This window comes from Rhizobium sp. T1470, from assembly GCF_042140505.1.
GTDB lineage: Bacteria > Pseudomonadota > Alphaproteobacteria > Rhizobiales > Rhizobiaceae > Rhizobium > Rhizobium favelukesii.
Genome location: NZ_CP148091.1, coordinates 885,437 through 903,337 on the forward strand (window position 1 = coordinate 885,437; position 17,901 = coordinate 903,337).

Sequence of the window (17,901 nt, forward strand, 5' to 3'; positions counted from 1 at the left end):
CAACTATGATTCTTCTTGCTGCGTGAGTGCTCTGCGTGTCGTGATTCGTGAATGTCTTTGATGCTGAATGATTTGGCGGAGATTCCGAATGATAGGTCTTGATATTGAGAGTTGGGCGCTGACGCGAGCGCACCATATAGTCCTCAATGAGGGATTGAATCTTGCGAAGGCGGCGCAGGATCTGGATCGCAAGCGGTCGCGCACATTGGTTTACGAGCTTCAGAAAGTCATAGCCGCTGCCATCCTTGAAGCGCATGCAGCCTCGATGAACGCCGGCAGCCTGCAGGCCGGCCAGGAGACCTAGTTCACATTGGTTTGCACGCAGTGGCCGGCGTGAAGGATAAACCCGGCGACTGCTCGCGTCTTTTCCAGCAGATCTCCATAGGCAAATTGCTTCAGGCCGATTGGACGGTGAAGCGGGCCTATGCCTTGCCGGTTTCCGCATCGAGGGTTTCGATCAGTCGGGTCATCACGGCTCGGGCTGCCTCGAGCTCCGCGGGGGTGAAAGACTGTCCGAGCCTGTCGGCCCAGTCTGCCTGCGCTGCCTCGATCGCGGCGAGGCGGGCATCGCCTTCATTCGTCAATTTTACCAGCTTGGCGCGCCGATGCTGCGGATTGTCGACGTAGCTGATCAGCCTGTCAGCCTCCAGCGTATCCGCCAGCCGTTGTACGCCCTGCCGGGCAACCCCAAGCAGCCGGGCGATCTGTGCGACGGAATGCGTTCCGCTTTGAGCACCCGCAAGCACCTGCCAGCGGGCGCTCGTCTGCCCGGCCGGCCTCGCCAAGTCGTCGCCGGCGGCGGTCAGCCGGCCGGCGAGCCGCAATGCGGTGATAGCGAACAGCGAGAAGGCATCGCCTTCGGCGCTCCGCTTCGGGCGATTTTGGTTGACAACATGTTGTCGCTTATGTATTTCGTCGAGCATGACAACATATTGTCATAGTCGAGCGGCCTTGCAAAGAGCTGGAGGAGGAATTTCCATGAAGAAAACCTACACGGGCAGCTGCCATTGCGGCAAAATCCGCTACGAGGTCGATGCCGATCTCCAAGCGGGCACCGGCCGCTGCAATTGCTCGGTCTGCGGCAAGCGGCGCTATTGGGGCGCAATCGTGAAACCCGAAGACTTTCGCCTGCTGTGTGAGGAGACGGCGGCGGGCGACTATCAGTTCGCATCGATGAGCGGCCATCACCGCTTCTGCACGACATGCGGCCTGCATGCCTACGGGCACGGGCATATTCCCGAGATCGGCGGCGACTACTTTTCGATCAATATCGCTTGCCTCGACGACATACCGCCGGAGGAGCTGGCCGCGCTGCCCATCCGCTACATGGATGGGCGTCACGACAACTGGTGGAACGAGCCGGCGGTGACGAGCTACCTCTAGCCGCAGGCCGGCAGTCTCGCAGCTCTTTTGCGCTCGGCGCGGAGACCCAGCAGCCCGGCGCCCGTCACCAGAATGATCGCCGTTGCATAGAGGTCGGTGGTCAGTTGGTAGCCAAGCGATTTGACCAGGAAGCCGGCGAGGATGGCTGGGAGGCTGAAAGCCAGATAGCTCTGGATATAAAAAGCGGACAGCAGACCGGCGCGCTCGTCGGCCTTGGCGAGCGGCATGATCGTGCCGATTGAACCAAGGAAGTTTGTGCCGAACCCGGCTCCCGTCAGGAACGTGCCGATTAGCAGCAACGGCACGGCGCCGAGGTGGACGCCGCCGACCACTGTCAGAATGCCAAGCGTGGTCGCGGCCGTGCCGAAACCGAGGTTGGCCGTGCCGGACTTGCTGCGCCTGAGATAGACAGCAACCGCACCGGACGCCATCAGCGCTGTCACGATCGCCCCGCCCGTCAGCGGGGCCCGGCTGCCCGTCGTGCTGGCGACCAGCGAGGGAACCAGGGAGAGGTAGAAGCCGCCGAGCGTCCAATTGCCGATGTTGATCGGCGTCACCAAGGCGAGCGGGCGCTGGACCTGCGGCGGAATCGAGATCGTCGGCTTCAGAGAGTTCCAGAAGCCCGGCCGCCGGCCACCGCTCTCGCTCGTCGCCCAGATGGCGCCGGCCTGCCCGACGAAGGCAGCGAGCAGGATGGCGTAGACGAGGTGAAGCGGGAAAGGTCCGTATTGGATCAAGGCGCTGGTGCCGATGGCGCCAACGGCCATGCCGGAGAGCGGCGCGATGGAGTTGACGAGCTGTCCCTTCGCCCGGTCGATGTCCACAAGTGCGGCGCCGATCGAAGCGCCGGCGATGCCCGTTGCTAGGCCCTGCACGATCCGCGCTGCAATCAACCAGCCGGGGCCGCTGGCAACGACGAACAGCGCCATGGCGATGATTTCCAAAACGAGCGCGGTGAAGATCACCGGCTTGCGGCCAAGGTGGTCGGAGATCGAGCCGGCAATCAGCAGCGCCACAAGAAGCGCGAAGGCATAGACCGCGAAGATCACCGTGATCAGCACCGGAGAGAGGGCGAGGTTTTCTTGATAGATCCGGTAGAGCGGCGTAGGTGCTGCCGAAGCGCCGAAGAAGGTCGCCAGCGTGATCGCGTGGAAAGGGATTGGATTGCGCGAGGTCGTTGTGGAATCGGCGGCGCGGAACATATATAAGCCCCTTAAAGCTAATTCGTTGCGTTAGCCACGTAGGTCGATCTGACGCTAAAAGCAAATGATTTGCGTTAATGAATCGGTCAAAGATTTTGAACCATGCGCCGGGGCAGGAAGACAGGACGTTAGAAATGGCAGCAAAGGAAAATCTCCGACCGGGTGGTCGCAGTGCCAGGGTGCAGGCTTCGGTGCACCAGGCGGTGCGCGCACTGCTTGCCGGCATGGACCGTGCCGATGTCACGATCCCATTGATTGCCGCAAAGGCCGGCGTCACCCCATCGACGATCTACCGTCGCTGGGGTGACCTGCAGGAGTTGCTGGCGGACGTCGCGGTCGAGCGCCTGCGCCCCGATATGCAGCCGATCGACAGCGGCGGCGGCAGGGGAGACCTGGAAGCCTGGGCGGAGCAATATGCCGAGGAGATGTCCTCCGGCGTCGGACGTGAGATGATCCGCGACGTGCTGGCCGCGCAAGACAATGCCAACGCCTGCAAGTGCTGTGCTTTCACCCGCGAGCAGATGGAACTGCTGAGCGAGCGGGCGCTTGCACGCGGCGAGAGCTTTCCGCCGGTCGATGCGGTGATGGATCAGGTTGTTGCGCCGATTATCTACCGAATTCTTTTCGGCGATGTGCCGAGCGCAGAACGGGTGCGCAGCCTCGTGGCCGACGTGATGACGAAGGACATGGACGTCACTCAGCCGCCGTGCGCTTCTGCGCAGAAATCTGCGTGATATAGGCCCTCAGCGCTGCCGGACGCACCGGCTTGTGCTGGATGCCGATGCCGTGCCGCTCCGCTTCGGCGCGAACCTCGGGCGTGCGGTCTGCAGTAACGATAAGAGCCGGGATAAACGCCGTGAACCGTTCCCTGAGTGTGATGATGGCCGAAATGCCGGTGCCGTCGCCAAGGTGATAATCGGCGATAATCACGTCGGGCGGTACCTGGCGCGCATCGACTGCACGGACCGCCCCTAGCGAGTCCAGGCATCGCACTTCGCAGCCCCAGCCGCTGATCAGCAGTTGCATGCCTTCCAGAATATGCGGTTCGTTGTCGATGCAGAGAATGCGCAGTCCCTTGAGGCTCTGCGCCGAATGCTCCACCGGTTGGGCTGCGCCGACACGCTCGGCAAGCCGTGAGGCATCACGTGGCATGACGATCCGGAAATCCGTGCCCTTGCCGTGTGTCGAGTGCAGTTCCACCGGATGGTTGAGGACGCGCGCGATACGATCGACGATCGAGAGGCCGAGCCCCAAACCGGAGGCAGTTTTGGCGCCTTCGTCGAGCCGGGCGAATTCCTTGAAGACGGTCCGGAACTTCGACGGCGGAATGCCGATCCCAGAATCCATGACCTGGATGACGACCTGACTTCCGCGGCGGCGCGCGCCGACCAGCACCTTGCCGTCGATCGTGTACTTGATTGCGTTGGAGACGAGGTTCTGCACGAGGCGGCGAAGCAAAGTTGGGGTCGGAGCGGACCCGCAGCGAGGTTGGCATCACCACCAGCTTCAGCTGCTTCTCGCGGGCGATCGGCGCGAAGTCGGTCTGAATCCGCTCCAGCAGATCGGAAAGGGGCACGGAGGCGAGGCGCGGCCGCATGGCGCCGGTGTCAAGCCGCGAAATATCGAGTACCGCGCCAAGGATGGTCTCGACCGATTCCAGCGCGGAATCGATGTTGCGAACGATCGCGCTGCTTTCAGATTGGCCCATGCGCTCGACCAGCGCCGAAGAATAGAGCCGGGCGGCATTGAGAGGCTGAAGGATGTCGTGGCCGGCAGCAGCGAAGAAGCGCGTCTTCCCAAGATTGGCTTCATCTGCCGCAGCTCTCGCCTCACCGAGTTCGTGATTGACGCGGGTCAGTTCCGCCGTCCGCTCGGCCACCCGCTGTTCCAGCGTTTCGTTCGCCTGCTTCAGGGCTCGGTCGGCAGCGACCCGCTGGCTGATGTCGGTCAAGGTTGCGACGATGCCCTTATCCGGCATGGCATTGGAGCGGACTTCGATGATGCGCTCGCCGCTGCCAAGCACCAGCGCGAAGGGCTTGTCGAGCGTCAGGAAGTGGCGAACGGTCTGGTTGACGTCGCCGGCAGGAACATCGCCGCGCTGGCTAAGGATTGCCACGATGTCGGCCAGCGGGAAGCCCACTTGTCCGGCATTCTCCGGCAGATCAAGCAACTGCCGGAAACGCCGGTTCCAGATCGTCAGGTTGTTCGAGCTGTCGAAGACCGCGATGCCCTGGTCCATTTGCGAAAGCGCCGTCTGCAGCATGTCCTGGTTATATTGCAGCGCCTCGCTTGCCTGGTCGAGCAGCCAAGCGGTATCGGCGGAGGCGTCTTCTACCTTCTGAAGGATCAGCGACAACACGAGCCTGGCGGACGAAGAGCCGATGGCGCTGCCGAGCAGCTGTTCGGTAAAGTGAATGAGCGCCATGTCGGCCGGCTGGTCATCGTCCAGATTGCGGCCTGAATTTTGCTGGTAGGTCTGGAACGACCGCTCCATGCGCTCTTCGCCGAGATAGCGCGAGACCGTCGCCTTCAGGTCGCCGACGCTGATGCGGGTCTTCCAGCCACGCGTGGCAAATTGCGAGCGGGACTGCCGTTTGATGAAGATACCGGCCTGGATGCGTTCAAGCGGTCGCCCATTGCGGGTCACCGAACCGATGACAAAGAAGGCCGTGTTGACGAGCAGGCTCATCACCGTGGCATTGACCAGCGGATCGGCAGCGTTACCGGTGAAGATCGTCGTGCCGGGGAAGATGAAGCCGAGGACCGCGCTTGCGACCCCCGAATAGTCCGGTCCGCCAAGCGAGGGCAGGAACAGCAGATAGACCCAGATCACAAAGCCCGACGTCAGCCCGAGGATGGCGCCGCGGGCATTGGCCCGTCGCCAGACGAGGCCGCCGAAAAGGGCAGGGGCCATCTGCGCGATCGCGGCAAAGGAGAGGAGGCCGATCGAGGCCAGTCCCGTCGTGCTGTCGGTCGAGCGGTAATAGGCGTAGCCGAGCAGCAGCACGGCGAAGATCGCGCTGCGCCTTATGTTGAGCAGCGTCTTTGCGAAGTTGTTGCGCTGTCCTGTGCGGTCGGTCAGCTTCCGGTGCAGGAAGATCGGCATGATGATGTCGTTCGACACCATGATTGACAGTGCGACCGAAGCAACGATCACCATGGCAGTCGCCGCTGAAAAGCCGCCGATGAAGGTGATCAGCGAGACGACAGGCATCTGCCCGGCAAGCGGCAGCGAAAGCATGTACAGGTCGGCATTGCCGTTGCCGCCGAACGTCAGCAGGCCGCCGATCGCCACCGGCAGGACGAAGAGATTGATGACGACGAGATAGAGCGGGAACAGGAAGCCGGCGAACCGGAGCTCCCGGGCGGTCCTGTTCTCGACAACCGTGACGTGGAATTGCCGCGGCAGCATGATGATGGCGAAGGCCGACAGCAGGATCAGCGTGATCCAGCGACTGATCGGCGTCTGGTAATGCAGCGCCGAGAGCACGAGCTGGTTCTCGCTGGCCTTCTGCCAAAGGTCGGATGGACCGTCGAACAGGAACCAGATCACACAGACGCCGGCCGTGAGGAAGGCGAAAAGCTTGACGACGGACTCCATGGCAATGGCGAGGATCAATCCGTCCTGGTGTTCGGTCGCATCCGTGTGGCGCGTGCCGAACATGATCGCAAAGCAGGCGAGCACGAGCGTTACGAGTAGCGGCAGGTCGAGAAAATAAAGGTTGCCGCTGCCGATGCCGTAGTCCGACGGATCGAGCATCGCCGTCACGGTGCTCGATACCGATTTGAGCTGCAACGCGATGTAGGGGATGGCGCCGACGAGCGAAATGAGCGCCACGATGGTCGCGACCGTCGGGTTCTTGCCGTAGCGCGCGGAAATGAAGTCGGCGACCGATGTCAGCTTCTCGGCCTTGGCAAGCTCGATAATCCGTCGCAGCACGGGCATGCCGAGCGTGAAGACGAGAATCGGGCCAATGTAGATGCCGAGGAACTCCAGCCCGCGCTGGGATGCAAGGCCGACGCTGCCGAAATAGGTCCAGGAGGTGCAGTAGATCGCGAGGCTGAGTGCATAGACGGCCGGCCGGCCGCCAACTGGCGTTCCGTACATACGCCGCCTGCGGTCGCCATGGCTCGCCACGGCAAACAAGAGCAGCAGATAGCCGAATGCAGATGCAAGTATGACCCAGCCTGGCAGCATCGAACCTCCACCGGCGCACCACGGTTCTCCCGGAGCACCGAGATTAAGGCAATTCAAAAGCTTTGAACATCGGGTGGGCTCTAGGCCTTAAGTCAAAGACCGTTGGAGCGGCGAAATTTGTAATTAGCAATTGAATAATTGCATCGAAGATGTAGCTAATAAAAACAATGACCTGTCAGTGAGACTGTATCAGAGGGAGACGGATCGGATGCTCAATGAGTTCAAAGCATTTATCGCTCGCGGCAACGTCATGGACCTTGCTGTCGGTGTTATCATCGGTGGTGCCTTTGGGGGTATCGTGAGGTCAGTGGTGGACGACATCATCATGCCGATCGTCGGTGCTATCTTCGGTGGCTTCGACTTTTCGAACTATTTTGTCGGCCTGTCCTCCAACGTGAACGCGCCGACACTGACTGCTGCGCGCCAGCAGGGCGCGGTTCTTGCCTATGGCAGCTTCATCACGGTTCTGATCAACTTCCTCATACTTGCATGGATCATCTTCCTGATGGTCAAAGGTGTGAATAAATTGCAGGCTCAGGTGGAGCGGCAGAAGAAGGTTGCTCCCGAGGAGGCGCCTCCTCCGCCAGCCGACGTTGCGCTTCTGACCGAGATCCGTGACCTGCTCGCCAAACGCCCAGCCGTCTGATCAAATCATGAGCCTTCGCCGGCTCATCCATCATGAAAATCGACATCGCATCACCGATTGTCATGGGATTTGCCGCCGCATTTGCTTTATGTAGGCGGAAACCGGAGTGATGCATGTCGATTGTAAGCAGCCTTAGCCCGCGCGCAGTCCAGGCGCCCGAAAGCGGGATCGTCGAAGTCGTCAACTATGCCCGTGGCCGCGATGGCCTTCTGCCGCTTTGGGTCGGCGAGGGGGATTTGCCGACGCCTGAATTCATCAGCAGGGCAGCGATGGACGCGCTCTCCGGCGGCGAGACCTTCTATACCTATCAGCGCGGCATCCCGGAGCTGCGCCAGGCGCTCTCGGACTACTACGCAAGGCATTTCGACATAACCCTGCCGGTCGAGCATTTCTATGTCACCGGTTCCGGCATGCAGGCGATCCAGATCGCCGTGCAGGCATTGACCTCGCCTTGCGACGAGCTCGTCTACCTGACACCCGCCTGGCCGAACATCGCGGCCGCCCTGGAAATTGCCGGCACGCGTTCGGTCGGCGTCCAGCTGACTTTCGAGGGCGGCAAATGGGCGGTTGATCTCGACCGCATCGCGGCGGCGATCACGCCGAAGACGACGGCCTTCTTCATAAACACGCCGTCCAATCCGACCGGCTGGACCGCAAGCAAGGACGACCTCGTGGCCATCCTGGCGCTGGCGCGCAAGCATGATCTCTGGATCATGGCGGACGAGATTTATGCGCGCTATTACTTCGCCGGCGGCCGCGCACCGTCCTTCCTCGATGTGATGGAGCCGGACGACAAGGTGATGTTCGTCAACTCCTTCTCGAAGAACTGGTCGATGACCGGCTGGCGCGTCGGCTGGATCGTTGCCCCGCCGCAAACCGGCCAGGTGCTCGAGAACCTCATCCAGTATTCGACCTCAGGTGTCGCCCAGTTTATCCAGCGCGGAGCGGTCGCTGCCCTGAACGACGGCGACGAGTTCGTCCAATCCAACATCGACAAGGCCAAACGCTCCCGCGACATCCTTTGCGACGCGCTGATCGCAACGAACCGCGTCGAGACATTGAAGCCGGATGGCGCTCTTTATGCATTCCTGAAGATCGACGGGGTGACCGACAGCCGCAGGGCGGCCATCGACATCGTCGACAAGACCGGTGTCGGGCTTGCGCCGGGAACGGCCTTCGGGTCGGGCGGAGAACTCTTCCTGCGGGCCTGCTTCCTGCGCGATCCGACCCAGATCCAGACGGCCGCTGACCGGCTGTGCGACTATATCCTCAAGCTCTGACAGGATGAAAGGCCCGGCTCAAGCCGGGCTTTCGCGGGATTGTGCAGTTGATGCCACCGCGCGAACCGTGATGATCCGCGAGAGGCAAGTTTGCGCCGATATTGTTGAAAGTCCGTTTTCTGCAAACCTTCATTGTTTTAACGGCCGCAGAGGCCGGCACAGAAAATTGAGCAGGGGGACCTGCCAATTTTGCGTTCAAGCAGTGTGTGCCGCGTAGCGGAAGTGAAACAGCATCGAGCGGCAATATTCGCTCAAATCGCGAATTGGCTGACCTTTCGGTAATACCAACGAGCGCTAATCAAAACCGGTGCGCCCAGTCACGCATTCCAATCGACATGATCTTCCACGGCTGAGCGACCAGCTTGTTCCATGCGTCGCAGCAATGGGCGACGATGTCCTCGTAATCTTTGAAGATCCGGTTGGACAACCAGTTGTCACGCAGAAATTGCCACACGTTCTCGACGGGATTTAATTCGGGCGAGCGTGGCGGCAGGAAGAGCAGTGTGATGTTGTCGGGCACATCGAGCTTCGGCGTGACATGCCACCCCGCCTGATCAACGATCAGCACGGCATGAGCGCCGTCATCGACGGCCTGGCTGATTTCGATCAAATGCTGGTTCATGGCGCTGGTGTCGCAGTAGGGAAGAACGAGACCCGCACCTTTGCCCTTCTTGGGGCAGATAGCGCCGAAGATATAGGTCCACATCGTGCGTTGATCGTGTGGTGCCGAAGGCCTTGTTCCCCTGCGTGCCCATCGCCGGGTGATCTTGTTCTTTTGGCCTATCCGAGCTTCGTCGGCCCACCAGAGCTCAATCTCGACGTTCTTCGGGAGCCTGCCTTTGATGGCTGCCAGTGTGGCGGGGAACTTTTTTTAAAACTCTCCAGGTCGCCTTCGTTCTGGGCGTAATGGCGCGGGCGGGCAGACAGCTTTGCAAAGCCGAGCGCCTTCAATTCGCGGCCAATGGTCGTTTCATCGACGGATATCCGATATTCTTGGAACAGCCATTGAGCAAGATCCTTGCGCCGCCAGCGCACAACGCCATGCACCGCCGGTATCGGGCCACTTTCGACGATCTTTGCCAAAGCCTGGCGATGCACGTCGGAAAGCTTTCCTTGATTGCCGGGTGCTTTGCCATTGATGAGCCCCGACGGGCCACGCGCATTGAAGCGAATAACCCAGTCGCGGACAATTTGCAGGGTCACGCCTCCGATCCTGGCCGCATCGCTGCGGGAATGGCCATCATAGATTTCGGCAAGGGCAAGAAGCCGCCGAGCCTGTGCCGCATCCTTCGTGCCTTTGGCCAACGCCCGAAGAGCGAAGCCGTCGAAGTCATCGCGCAGTGGAATTCCTGATGTCATCCGCAAACCTCCGTTTGCGGTATTGATTCAGAACTCAACTGATTTGGAAACCTCAAAAAGAGTCAGAGATCGCTCACGCTGGTATAAGCCCGGATTTTGGACTTTTTCAACACTGTCAGCCAATTGCGGTTAGACAACATGCAGAGAGCAGCCAGCCTCTTTGCATGCTTCGGTCGCGAGGATTGCATCCTGCGGTCGGGCATTCTTCTCCTTTGAGGCGACCCTTCCCTTAGATGCGGCCAACAATAGCCAGGACGACCAGAAGGCCAGTGAGGCAGCTATACAGCTTGGCCATGTTTGGTGTAGCAATTCCCTTAGAGGTTTAGCGTGGGGGTGGGTCTTGGTGAGGAAGATAATTTCCCTCGTTTTGGGTACGGTGCTGGTAGTCGCGGGAGCCTACGGCTTCCTGTACCTGCTGTTCTTCACCGTTGATCCCGTCAAAATCCTGTACTTCATGGTTCCCGGAGGGCTGTTCGCCATCGGGATAGCGATCCTGTGGGAAGACATCACGGAATTCCTTCGACGGAATTGAACGTCTGGCGATAGTCCGTGTGGCCGGTCCCAGTATGTTCCGTGGACGTCTGGTATCAGCGTATAAAATCATAAATGCGCAACCCCTTCGGAGGAATGTCGGCGTGGCTCGGGCTTTGGAATGGCTTTTACGTCTGGAAAGGTCTGGATCGCGCATCGCTGCGTCCACCGTTTTTGCCCGAAATGGCACATCGATAGAATTGTAGCAAAGCTAGAAAGCCGCATCTAACCACATCGGCAAACTTACCCGGCCGGAGGCCTCCGCACCGGCCGTTTATACGAAATTCTGAAAGGAAAACGGCTTCAGATCTCCCCGCGTATGAAAACGGGGATTCAGGACATGGCAATTTTGGTCACGGGCGGGGCGGGCTATATCGGCAGCCACATGGTCTGGACATTGCTGGATGCAGGCGAGGACGTCGTTGTCCTGGATAACCTTTCGACAGGCTTTCGCTGGACGGTCTCGCAGCGCGCACGCTTCTATCTCGGCGATGTTGCCGATGCACAGGTTCTGAAGACGATCTTTATCGAGAACGACATCGAAGCCATCATCCACTTTGCCGGCTCGGCGATCGTGCCCGCATCCGTTGCCGATCCGCTTGCCTATTACGATAACAACTCCGGCAAGACGCGTGCGCTGTTGAGCGCTGCGATCACCGCCGGCATTCGCCATTTCGTCTTCTCCTCCACCGCCGCCGTCTACGGGCCGCAGAAGACGTCCGAACCGGTAAAGGAGACCGCGCCGCTCAATCCGGAAAATCCTTACGGCCAATCCAAGCTGATGACGGAATTCATGCTGCGGGACGCCGCGGCCGCCTATGACTTCGATTATGTCGCGCTGTGCTATTTTAACGTTGCCGGTGCCGATCCGCTGGGACGCACAGGCCAATCGACCTCCGGCGCCACCCACCTGATCAAGGTCGCCTGCGAGGCCGCGCTCGGCAAACGCGGCAGCGTTCAAGTCTACGGCATCGATTACGCGACCCATGACGGCACCGGTGTGCGCGACTATATTCATGTCAGCGACCTGACGGCGGTTCACCTGGAGGCGCTGCAGCATCTACGCCGTGGCAATCGCTCGCTGGTTGCCAATTGCGGCTACGGCACCGGCTATTCCGTCCTCGACGTGCTCAACATGGTGACGCGCCTCCACGGCCACTCCTTCAAGGTCGATATGGCTCCGAGACGTCCGGGCGATGCTGCAAGCGTTGTCGCGGACTCGGCGCTTGCCCAGCGTGTTCTCGACTGGAAGCCGAAGCACGATTCGCTGGAGACGGTCGTTCAAAGTGCGCTTGACTGGGAACTGTTCCTGATGAATCGCAACGTCGACGATCTGCAGACTATCCAGAAGGCGCTCGCCGCCGCGTCGTTCTGAGGAACGAAACCAATCCTCGGCCTTGCCGGCAACCATCGACTATGCCGCCGAGTACGGTAAGGTGCCGTAAGGGCGACAGCCCCGGTTCACTCCAAGGCGCGGTGCCGGGATTGCGAGAAACGATGGCCATGGGAGCGAGGAGATCAGCATGCGGGACGAGGCTCAGCAGAGTGAGGTGATTGTCGAACGACGCGCCTCGGCCGGGATCATCCGCCTCAATCGACCGCGTGCGCTGAACAGTCTGACGCTTGAGATGGTCCGTGCGGTTGCGGCTGCGTTGGACGACTTCGCGGCAGACGCCACTATCGCCACCGTGGTCGTATCGGGGCAGGGGGAACGCGGCTTCTGCGCCGGCGGCGACATCCGCGCATTGCACGAAAGCGGCCGTGCCGGCACGGATTTGGCCATGACCTTCTGGCGCGACGAGTTCCGCCTGAACTATCGCATCGCCACCTATCCGAAGCCCTATGTGGCGCTGATGGACGGGATCACCATGGGCGGAGGCGTCGGTCTGTCTTCACATGGCCGCCATCGCGTCGTGACCGAACGGACCAGGCTTGCCATGCCGGAAACCGGGATCGGCTATTTTCCGGATGTGGGGGCGACGTGGCTGCTGTCGCGCACGCCGGGCGAGGTCGGCACCTGGATGGGCCTGACTGGGCTGACCATCGACGCGGCAGACGTCATCTATGCTGGTCTGGCCGACCACCACATCGCCTCCTTTCGGCTGCCGGATCTTGTCGATACGCTGGCCGAGCTCCCGCGCAACGCCGCATCGCGCGATGTCGAAGCGGTGTTGAAGAATCTGTCCAGCGATCCGGGAACGAGCGCCGTCAAAAGCAATAGAGACCTGATCGAGCGCAGCTTTCATTTCGGCGCTGTCGAGGAGATCATCCATGCGCTTGAGAACGAGCCTGATGATTTTGCCGCCGAGATGCTGCGCATTCTCCATACGCGCTCCCCGACCAGTCTGAAGCTGGCGCTTCGTTTGTTGCGCCAGGGCAGGCAAAGTCGGAACCTCGCCGAATGCCTCAACCGCGAACTCGGTGCTTGCGTGCAGATATTGAAAAGCCCGGATTTTTATGAGGGCATTCGTGCTGCCATCATCGACAAGGATCGCAATCCGCGCTGGATGCCAGCGACCGTCGAAACGGTCGACCCGGCGGTCATCGATGCCTTCTTCCGGCCTGCCGAGCCGCCGTTGGCGCTGTAATCTCTTGTTTGACGCATGTCTTTGGCCCGAAACCGGCTCCCTGTTTCAGAAGACAGCTCTAGCGCCACATGCCGCGCATGCGCGCCCCGACATCGACGCGTACCTGCCGCGCCTGGTGCGATGCTCCGCCATCGGTCCTGGCCTGCGGCCAGCCCACCACCTCGAAGAACTGCAGCAGCGTCGCCGGAATGAAGCGTGTGCGTGACGCGTAGACATGCCGGTCGCCCTGCGCGTTCTGGCCGTGCGTGAAGAAGCGCTGCGGCACGACGAGGTCGAGATTGTCCTTGGCGCGGGTCATCGCGACGTAGAGCAGCCGCCGCTCTTCCTCGATCTCGGCGCTGGTTCCGACCGCGAGGTCGGAAGGGATGCAGCCATCGACAACGTTTAGCATGAACACTCTGGTCCACTCCTGCCCCTTGGCGGAATGGATCGTGGAGAGGATCAGATAGTCCTCGTCCAGCAGCGGCACGCCGGCCTGGTCGCTGGTCGCATCCGGCGGGTCGAGCGTCAGCTCGGTCAGGAAACGCTCTCGCGAAGGATAGCCGCCGGCGATCTGTTCCAGTTGCAACAGGTCGGCCTGGCGGGTCGAGGCATCCTCGTGCAGGCGTTCCAGATGCGGGCAATACCACTCGCGAACGAGACCAATCTCGGCCGGCCATCCGGCCTTGCCCGTCTTGACTTCCTGCAGCATCGAAACGAAGGCGGTCCAATTCTCGCCGGAACGGGGCGGGGCCGGCAGTTCGGCGAGCGCCTGCAGCGGGCTGGCATCGGCAGCCATTTGGTCGATGACGCGCTGTGCGGTCGAAGGCCCGACGCCCGGAAGCAACTGCATCAGCCGGAAGCCGGCGACGCGATCGCGCGGGTTCTGGGCGAAGCGCAGGGCGGAGAGCATGTCCTTCACATGCGCGCTGTCAAGGAACTTCAGTCCACCGAATTTCACGAACGGAATGTTGCGCCGGGTCAGTTCGACCTCCAGCGCGCCGCTGTGATGGGAGGCGCGGAACAGCACCGACTGCTGCTTCAGCCTCACGCCCTCTTCGCGGTTTTCCAGCACCTTGTCCACAACGTATCGCGCTTGATCGGCTTCGTCGCGCACCGTGACGAGACGTGGACGTTGGGCGGATTGCCGTTCTGTCCAGAGGTTCTTGGTGAAGCGCTCCGAGCCAAGGTCGATCACCGCATTGGCCGCTGCGAGAATCGGCTGTGTCGAGCGATAGTTGCGATCGAGCGTGACAATATTCGCGGCAGGACTGAATGCCGCCGGGAAGTCGAGGATGTTGCGCACAGTGGCGGCGCGGAAGGAATAGATCGACTGCGCGTCGTCGCCAACGACCGTCAGGCCTTGTCCGCCGGGCTTCAATGCCAGCAGGATTGATGCCTGCAGGCGGTTCGTATCCTGATACTCGTCGACGAGGACATGATCGAAACGGCGGCCTATATCGTCCGCGATGATTGGCTCGCTGACCATCTGCGCCCAGTAGAGAAGCAGATCGTCATAATCGAGAATGTTCTGGTTCTGCTTGGCTTCGACATAGGCGCCAAAGAGCTCCTGCAGCTGATTTTCCCAAGCCGAACACCAGGGAAAGGCGTCGCGCAGCACCAGGCTGAGCTCGCTTTCCGAATTGACCACGCGCGAATAGATCGCAAGACAGGTGCCCTTCGTCGGGAATCGGCTCTCCATCTTCGAGAAGCCCAGCTCGTGCCGGATGAGGTTCATCAGATCGGCGCTGTCTTCGCGATCGTGGATGGTGAAGGCCGGGTCGATGCCGATCTGCTCCGCATAATCGCGCAAGAGCCTCGCCCCGATACCGTGAAACGTTCCGCTCCAGGCGAGCGCGTCCGCCATGATGCCGGAATTGCTACCGAGCACCTGGGCGCAGATGCGCTCAACGCGGCGCGCCATCTCGGCGGCCGCGCGACGGGAAAATGTCATCAGGAGGATACGGCGCGGATCGGCGCCTTTGACGATCAGATGCGCGACGCGGTGCGCGAGCGTGTTCGTCTTTCCCGAGCCGGCTCCGGCGATCACGAGCAGCGGACCGGCAATGTGGGCGCCATCAGCGAGCGTGCCGTATTCGACGGCCGCGCGCTGCTGGGGATTGAGCTTTTCAAGATACATTCAGCCGTCCGGTTGCTTCGGCGGAGAATCGCACCGCGGAAATGTTGAACGTTCCTTGAATGTTCTCGAACGGCGTCGCTGTCAAGCGGCAGCATGTCAGGGGAAATCGGGAACGATGACACGCCTGGTCAACTTCAGGGTGCGATCCGGCTGGAGGATATAGGTTTCCCTAACCCTGGTGCCGGTGGAATCGTAGAAGGAATTATAGATGGCACTGCCGGGCGGCGATTTGGTCAACTTCGTGCGCGGCTGCCCGCCGTAGGTAATACTGCCCGGAATCGGCTGAACCTCGGTCGAACTATCCGTGGTGCAGCCCGATAGCATCACGACCGATAGAACCGTCGGAAGCAGTACCTTCATCGTTGCAACCCCGCCTAAACCCCAAGGATATATGGCTCGGCAGGTCGAAACGCCAAGTGCGAGCGCCGGCCTCGGCGAGCTTCTTCGGAGTATAGATTGGTGCAGTGCAACTAAAATTGCCCTCCGGCGTTAGCCAGTAACTGGCCTGGTCATTCGGAGGCGGTCATGGTGTTTCGATTTCAGACAACGGAAGGTCACTGCAGTACCTGCGAGCAAGGCCATGGCCTCGCATCGACCCGTGCCTCGGTCGAAAGCGCCCTCAGTGCCGCCTATGACGTTGATAGCAGCGAAATTGTCGTGTCGATCCTCGGACCTTACGTCGTTCTTGAGGGATTCGTTCGGCAGAAGGGCCATTTCAAGCGGGCGGTTGAGATAGCTGAAGGGGTGGTAGGAAAGGACTATGTCCGCAGCCGGATGTTGCGACGTTAGTCAGGCTACCCAAATATAATACTGTAAACTCATCAGTTTTGGCGCTCACATCCAGCATATAGCTGTGCACATGGATGCCAGTACCTACCATCATGTAAAATCATACAATTTAGCTTGATCGAAAATACGACGAATTCACTGTGCGAAAGTAGTAGCGGCAGCACTGGAACTAAAAACGCTTTTCATTAGTTAATGCTTGTAATCAAAACACAGGAGAAGCGCATGCAAAGACTTCTTCGACTGGGAGTGCCGGCTTTTGCGCTGGCAATAGGGACCTTTATCACGCCAGCTTCGGCTTCGCTCGAGATCACGAGCGACTATTCCGCTATGCCGCAGGATGAGATGGCAATGAACGAATATAGTGGCTCGGTGTCCTGCACCGCGCCGACGACGCATTATGTTCCATCCTTCATTCGGTCTTTTGACGGCGCCATTATCGGCGTCGGCTACCTCGAGGTGCAGAGTGACGGTCGCTGTTGATCGTCCCCGTTTCGTTTTGGAATTCCTGACATAGGGTCGCCAAGATCGCGCTCTCCCACGCAGGGCCGATCAACTTTTCTGGTTGCGCGTTGTGCATTGCAGCACATTGCGTTAGCTTCCGCGAAGCTGAGCCTCAACCGGAAGGATACCCGATGATCATTGAGAGCAAGCGGATCGGATGCCTTGACGGGCTGCGCGGCCTTGCTGCGCTTTGGGTCCTCTTAGGTCATAGCCTGCAACTGACAGGTTGGCATCTTCCGATCCTGTCGTCGCCGGATCTGGGCGTCGATCTTTTTATTATGCTGTCCGGCTTTCTGATGGTCTTTCACTATCGGTTACGCGAGACCGCCAATCCTTGGGAAAAGCCGACCACTTGGTTCGGTTTCTGGCTCAAGCGCTTCTTCCGTATTGCGCCGCTCTATTACGTGATGCTGTGCATCGCGCTGTTGCTGGGGCCGCAGCTCTATGAGAGCCGGATGGTCATCGACACCTTCCTCGCGCATGGCCCGCAATTGCCGGAGCGCTATCTGGACGGCAGCCTGCGCAACCTTCTCATCCACGCAAGTTTCCTCTTCGGGCTGCATCCGACCTATGCGTTTCGCACGCCGCTGCCTGACTGGAGCCTCGGCCTGGAGATGCAGTTCTATGTGGTTTTTCCGCTCGCGATGCTGCTTTTGAGGAAAACCAGATGGTTGCCCGGCGCCGCCTTGATTGCGCTTGCCGCCTTCATCGTCGCCAAGGCTGTCCAGGCCGCACATATCGATTTCCCGATGCCGTCTTTCCTGCCGCTGAAGATGCACGTCTTCCTGTGCGGCATGCTGATTGCCAATGGGTTGTTCGTGACGCAGCGGCAAACCGTGATGAACGGCTTGCTTGCCGTCATCCTGGTGATGATTCCGATCGGCGGCGACATGACCTCGACGAAGGTTTCCGTCCGCCTGCTACTCGTGGTCGCCTTCTTCGCGCTGGTGCACTATCATCTGTTGCCCGGCCTGGTCGGAAGGCTCGGCGACCGCGTCTCTTCTCTCATGGGAAATCGCTTCTGCCATTGGCTAGGCGAGCTTTCGTTCGGGGTCTACCTGATCCATCTGCTGCTGCTACAGCCGATCGCCGCATTCATCATCAGGCATTTCGGGTCTGAGATTTCGGCGCCGGTACGCTTTGCGATCGTGGTGACCGCTCTCCTGCCGCTAGCCTATGCGCTGGCTTACCTGGGTTTCACCCGCATCGAAGGGCCGGGCCAGAAGCTCGGGCGCAAAGTGTTGGACAAGATCGGGAGAAGGCGTCTGAAGCCGGCGTGAGACTGCTTATCGCAATCGAGGCTCG

At 60.3% G+C, this 17,901-nt stretch carries 16 protein-coding genes and 1 pseudogene; 11 read left to right on the plus strand and 6 right to left on the minus strand.

Annotated features, from left to right (window positions below; translation table 11 throughout):
• The first annotated feature begins 88 nt into the window (after window positions 1-88).
• Window positions 89-304, plus strand: a complete 216-nt coding sequence (locus WGT02_RS04440; protein WP_024313094.1) for a hypothetical protein — start codon at window positions 89-91, stop codon at window positions 302-304.
• A 118-nt stretch (window positions 305-422) separates the two neighbouring features.
• Here the strand turns inward: WGT02_RS04440 and WGT02_RS04445 are convergent, their stop codons facing one another.
• Window positions 423-923, minus strand: a complete 501-nt coding sequence (locus WGT02_RS04445) for a MarR family winged helix-turn-helix transcriptional regulator (RefSeq protein WP_024313093.1) — start codon at window positions 921-923, stop codon at window positions 423-425.
• A 55-nt stretch (window positions 924-978) separates the two neighbouring features.
• On the opposite strand from WGT02_RS04445, the gene WGT02_RS04450 reads away from it, so the two are divergent.
• Window positions 979-1,383, plus strand: coding sequence for a GFA family protein (locus tag WGT02_RS04450; RefSeq protein ID WP_024313092.1), 405 nt, complete (start codon window positions 979-981; stop codon window positions 1,381-1,383).
• Here the strand turns inward: WGT02_RS04450 and WGT02_RS04455 are convergent.
• The gene (locus WGT02_RS04455) at window positions 1,380-2,585 is read right to left on the minus strand and encodes an MFS transporter (protein ID WP_208248884.1); all 1,206 of its coding nucleotides are present in this window, start codon (window positions 2,583-2,585) and stop codon (window positions 1,380-1,382) included. The two genes, WGT02_RS04450 and WGT02_RS04455, sit on opposite strands and share 4 nt — an antisense overlap.
• A 134-nt stretch (window positions 2,586-2,719) precedes the next feature.
• Between WGT02_RS04455 and WGT02_RS04460 the strand changes: the two genes are divergently transcribed.
• Window positions 2,720-3,319 (plus strand): TetR/AcrR family transcriptional regulator, encoded by a 600-nt coding sequence (locus tag WGT02_RS04460; RefSeq protein WP_208248881.1) that lies wholly within the window; start codon window positions 2,720-2,722, stop codon window positions 3,317-3,319.
• Here the strand turns inward: WGT02_RS04460 and WGT02_RS04465 are convergent.
• Window positions 3,279-6,783, minus strand: a pseudogene (locus WGT02_RS04465) (PAS-domain containing protein). The gene WGT02_RS04460 and the pseudogene WGT02_RS04465 sit on opposite strands and share 41 nt — an antisense overlap.
• Before the next feature lie 208 nt (window positions 6,784-6,991).
• Here WGT02_RS04465 and mscL point away from each other — a divergent pair.
• Window positions 6,992-7,429, plus strand: a complete 438-nt coding sequence (gene mscL / locus WGT02_RS04470) for a large conductance mechanosensitive channel protein MscL (RefSeq protein WP_024313088.1) — start codon at window positions 6,992-6,994, stop codon at window positions 7,427-7,429.
• 113 nt (window positions 7,430-7,542) lie between these two features.
• A complete protein-coding gene (locus WGT02_RS04475; RefSeq protein ID WP_024313087.1) occupies window positions 7,543-8,709 on the plus strand; it encodes a pyridoxal phosphate-dependent aminotransferase in 1,167 nt (388 codons plus the stop codon).
• Between the two features lie 298 nt (window positions 8,710-9,007).
• Here WGT02_RS04475 and WGT02_RS04480 read toward each other — a convergent pair.
• Window positions 9,008-10,068, minus strand: a protein-coding gene (locus WGT02_RS04480) for an IS630 family transposase (protein ID WP_208245220.1) whose coding sequence is annotated in 2 segments (ribosomal slippage) — window positions 9,008-9,576 and window positions 9,576-10,068 — 1,062 coding nt in all. Because the reading frame shifts where the segments join, the coding sequence is not laid out codon by codon here.
• 343 nt (window positions 10,069-10,411) lie between these two features.
• On the opposite strand from WGT02_RS04480, the gene WGT02_RS04485 reads away from it, so the two are divergent.
• The 3 genes from WGT02_RS04485 (at window position 10,412) to WGT02_RS04495 (ending at window position 13,187) form a co-directional block, all read left to right on the plus strand.
• Window positions 10,412-10,600 carry a hypothetical protein gene (locus tag WGT02_RS04485; protein WP_225039565.1) on the plus strand — a complete coding sequence of 63 codons (189 nt, stop codon included), beginning with the start codon at window positions 10,412-10,414 and terminating at the stop codon, window positions 10,598-10,600.
• Between the two features lie 339 nt (window positions 10,601-10,939).
• The gene (galE, locus tag WGT02_RS04490; RefSeq protein WP_208248878.1) at window positions 10,940-11,974 is read left to right on the plus strand and encodes a UDP-glucose 4-epimerase GalE; all 1,035 of its coding nucleotides are present in this window, start codon (window positions 10,940-10,942) and stop codon (window positions 11,972-11,974) included.
• A gap of 148 nt (window positions 11,975-12,122) precedes the next feature.
• A complete protein-coding gene (locus WGT02_RS04495; RefSeq protein WP_024313084.1) occupies window positions 12,123-13,187 on the plus strand; it encodes an enoyl-CoA hydratase/isomerase family protein in 1,065 nt (354 codons plus the stop codon).
• 58 nt (window positions 13,188-13,245) lie between these two features.
• Here WGT02_RS04495 and WGT02_RS04500 read toward each other — a convergent pair whose 3' ends face one another.
• Together WGT02_RS04500 and WGT02_RS04505 are read right to left on the minus strand one after the other, a co-directional pair.
• The gene (locus WGT02_RS04500) at window positions 13,246-15,306 is read right to left on the minus strand and encodes an ATP-dependent helicase (RefSeq protein ID WP_208248875.1); all 2,061 of its coding nucleotides are present in this window, start codon (window positions 15,304-15,306) and stop codon (window positions 13,246-13,248) included.
• 96 nt (window positions 15,307-15,402) lie between these two features.
• Window positions 15,403-15,666: a hypothetical protein gene (locus WGT02_RS04505; RefSeq protein WP_024313082.1), complete on the minus strand. Its 264-nt coding sequence runs from the start codon at window positions 15,664-15,666 to the stop codon at window positions 15,403-15,405.
• 165 nt (window positions 15,667-15,831) lie between these two features.
• On the opposite strand from WGT02_RS04505, the gene WGT02_RS04510 reads away from it, so the two are divergent.
• From WGT02_RS04510 to WGT02_RS04520, 3 genes are all read left to right on the plus strand, one after another.
• Window positions 15,832-16,095 (plus strand): hypothetical protein, encoded by a 264-nt coding sequence (locus tag WGT02_RS04510; protein WP_024313081.1) that lies wholly within the window; start codon window positions 15,832-15,834, stop codon window positions 16,093-16,095.
• 222 nt (window positions 16,096-16,317) lie between these two features.
• Window positions 16,318-16,575 (plus strand): hypothetical protein, encoded by a 258-nt coding sequence (locus tag WGT02_RS04515; RefSeq protein ID WP_024313080.1) that lies wholly within the window; start codon window positions 16,318-16,320, stop codon window positions 16,573-16,575.
• A gap of 152 nt (window positions 16,576-16,727) precedes the next feature.
• Window positions 16,728-17,876: an acyltransferase gene (locus WGT02_RS04520; RefSeq protein WP_208248872.1), complete on the plus strand. Its 1,149-nt coding sequence runs from the start codon at window positions 16,728-16,730 to the stop codon at window positions 17,874-17,876.
• The last annotated feature ends 25 nt before the right edge of the window (window positions 17,877-17,901 follow it).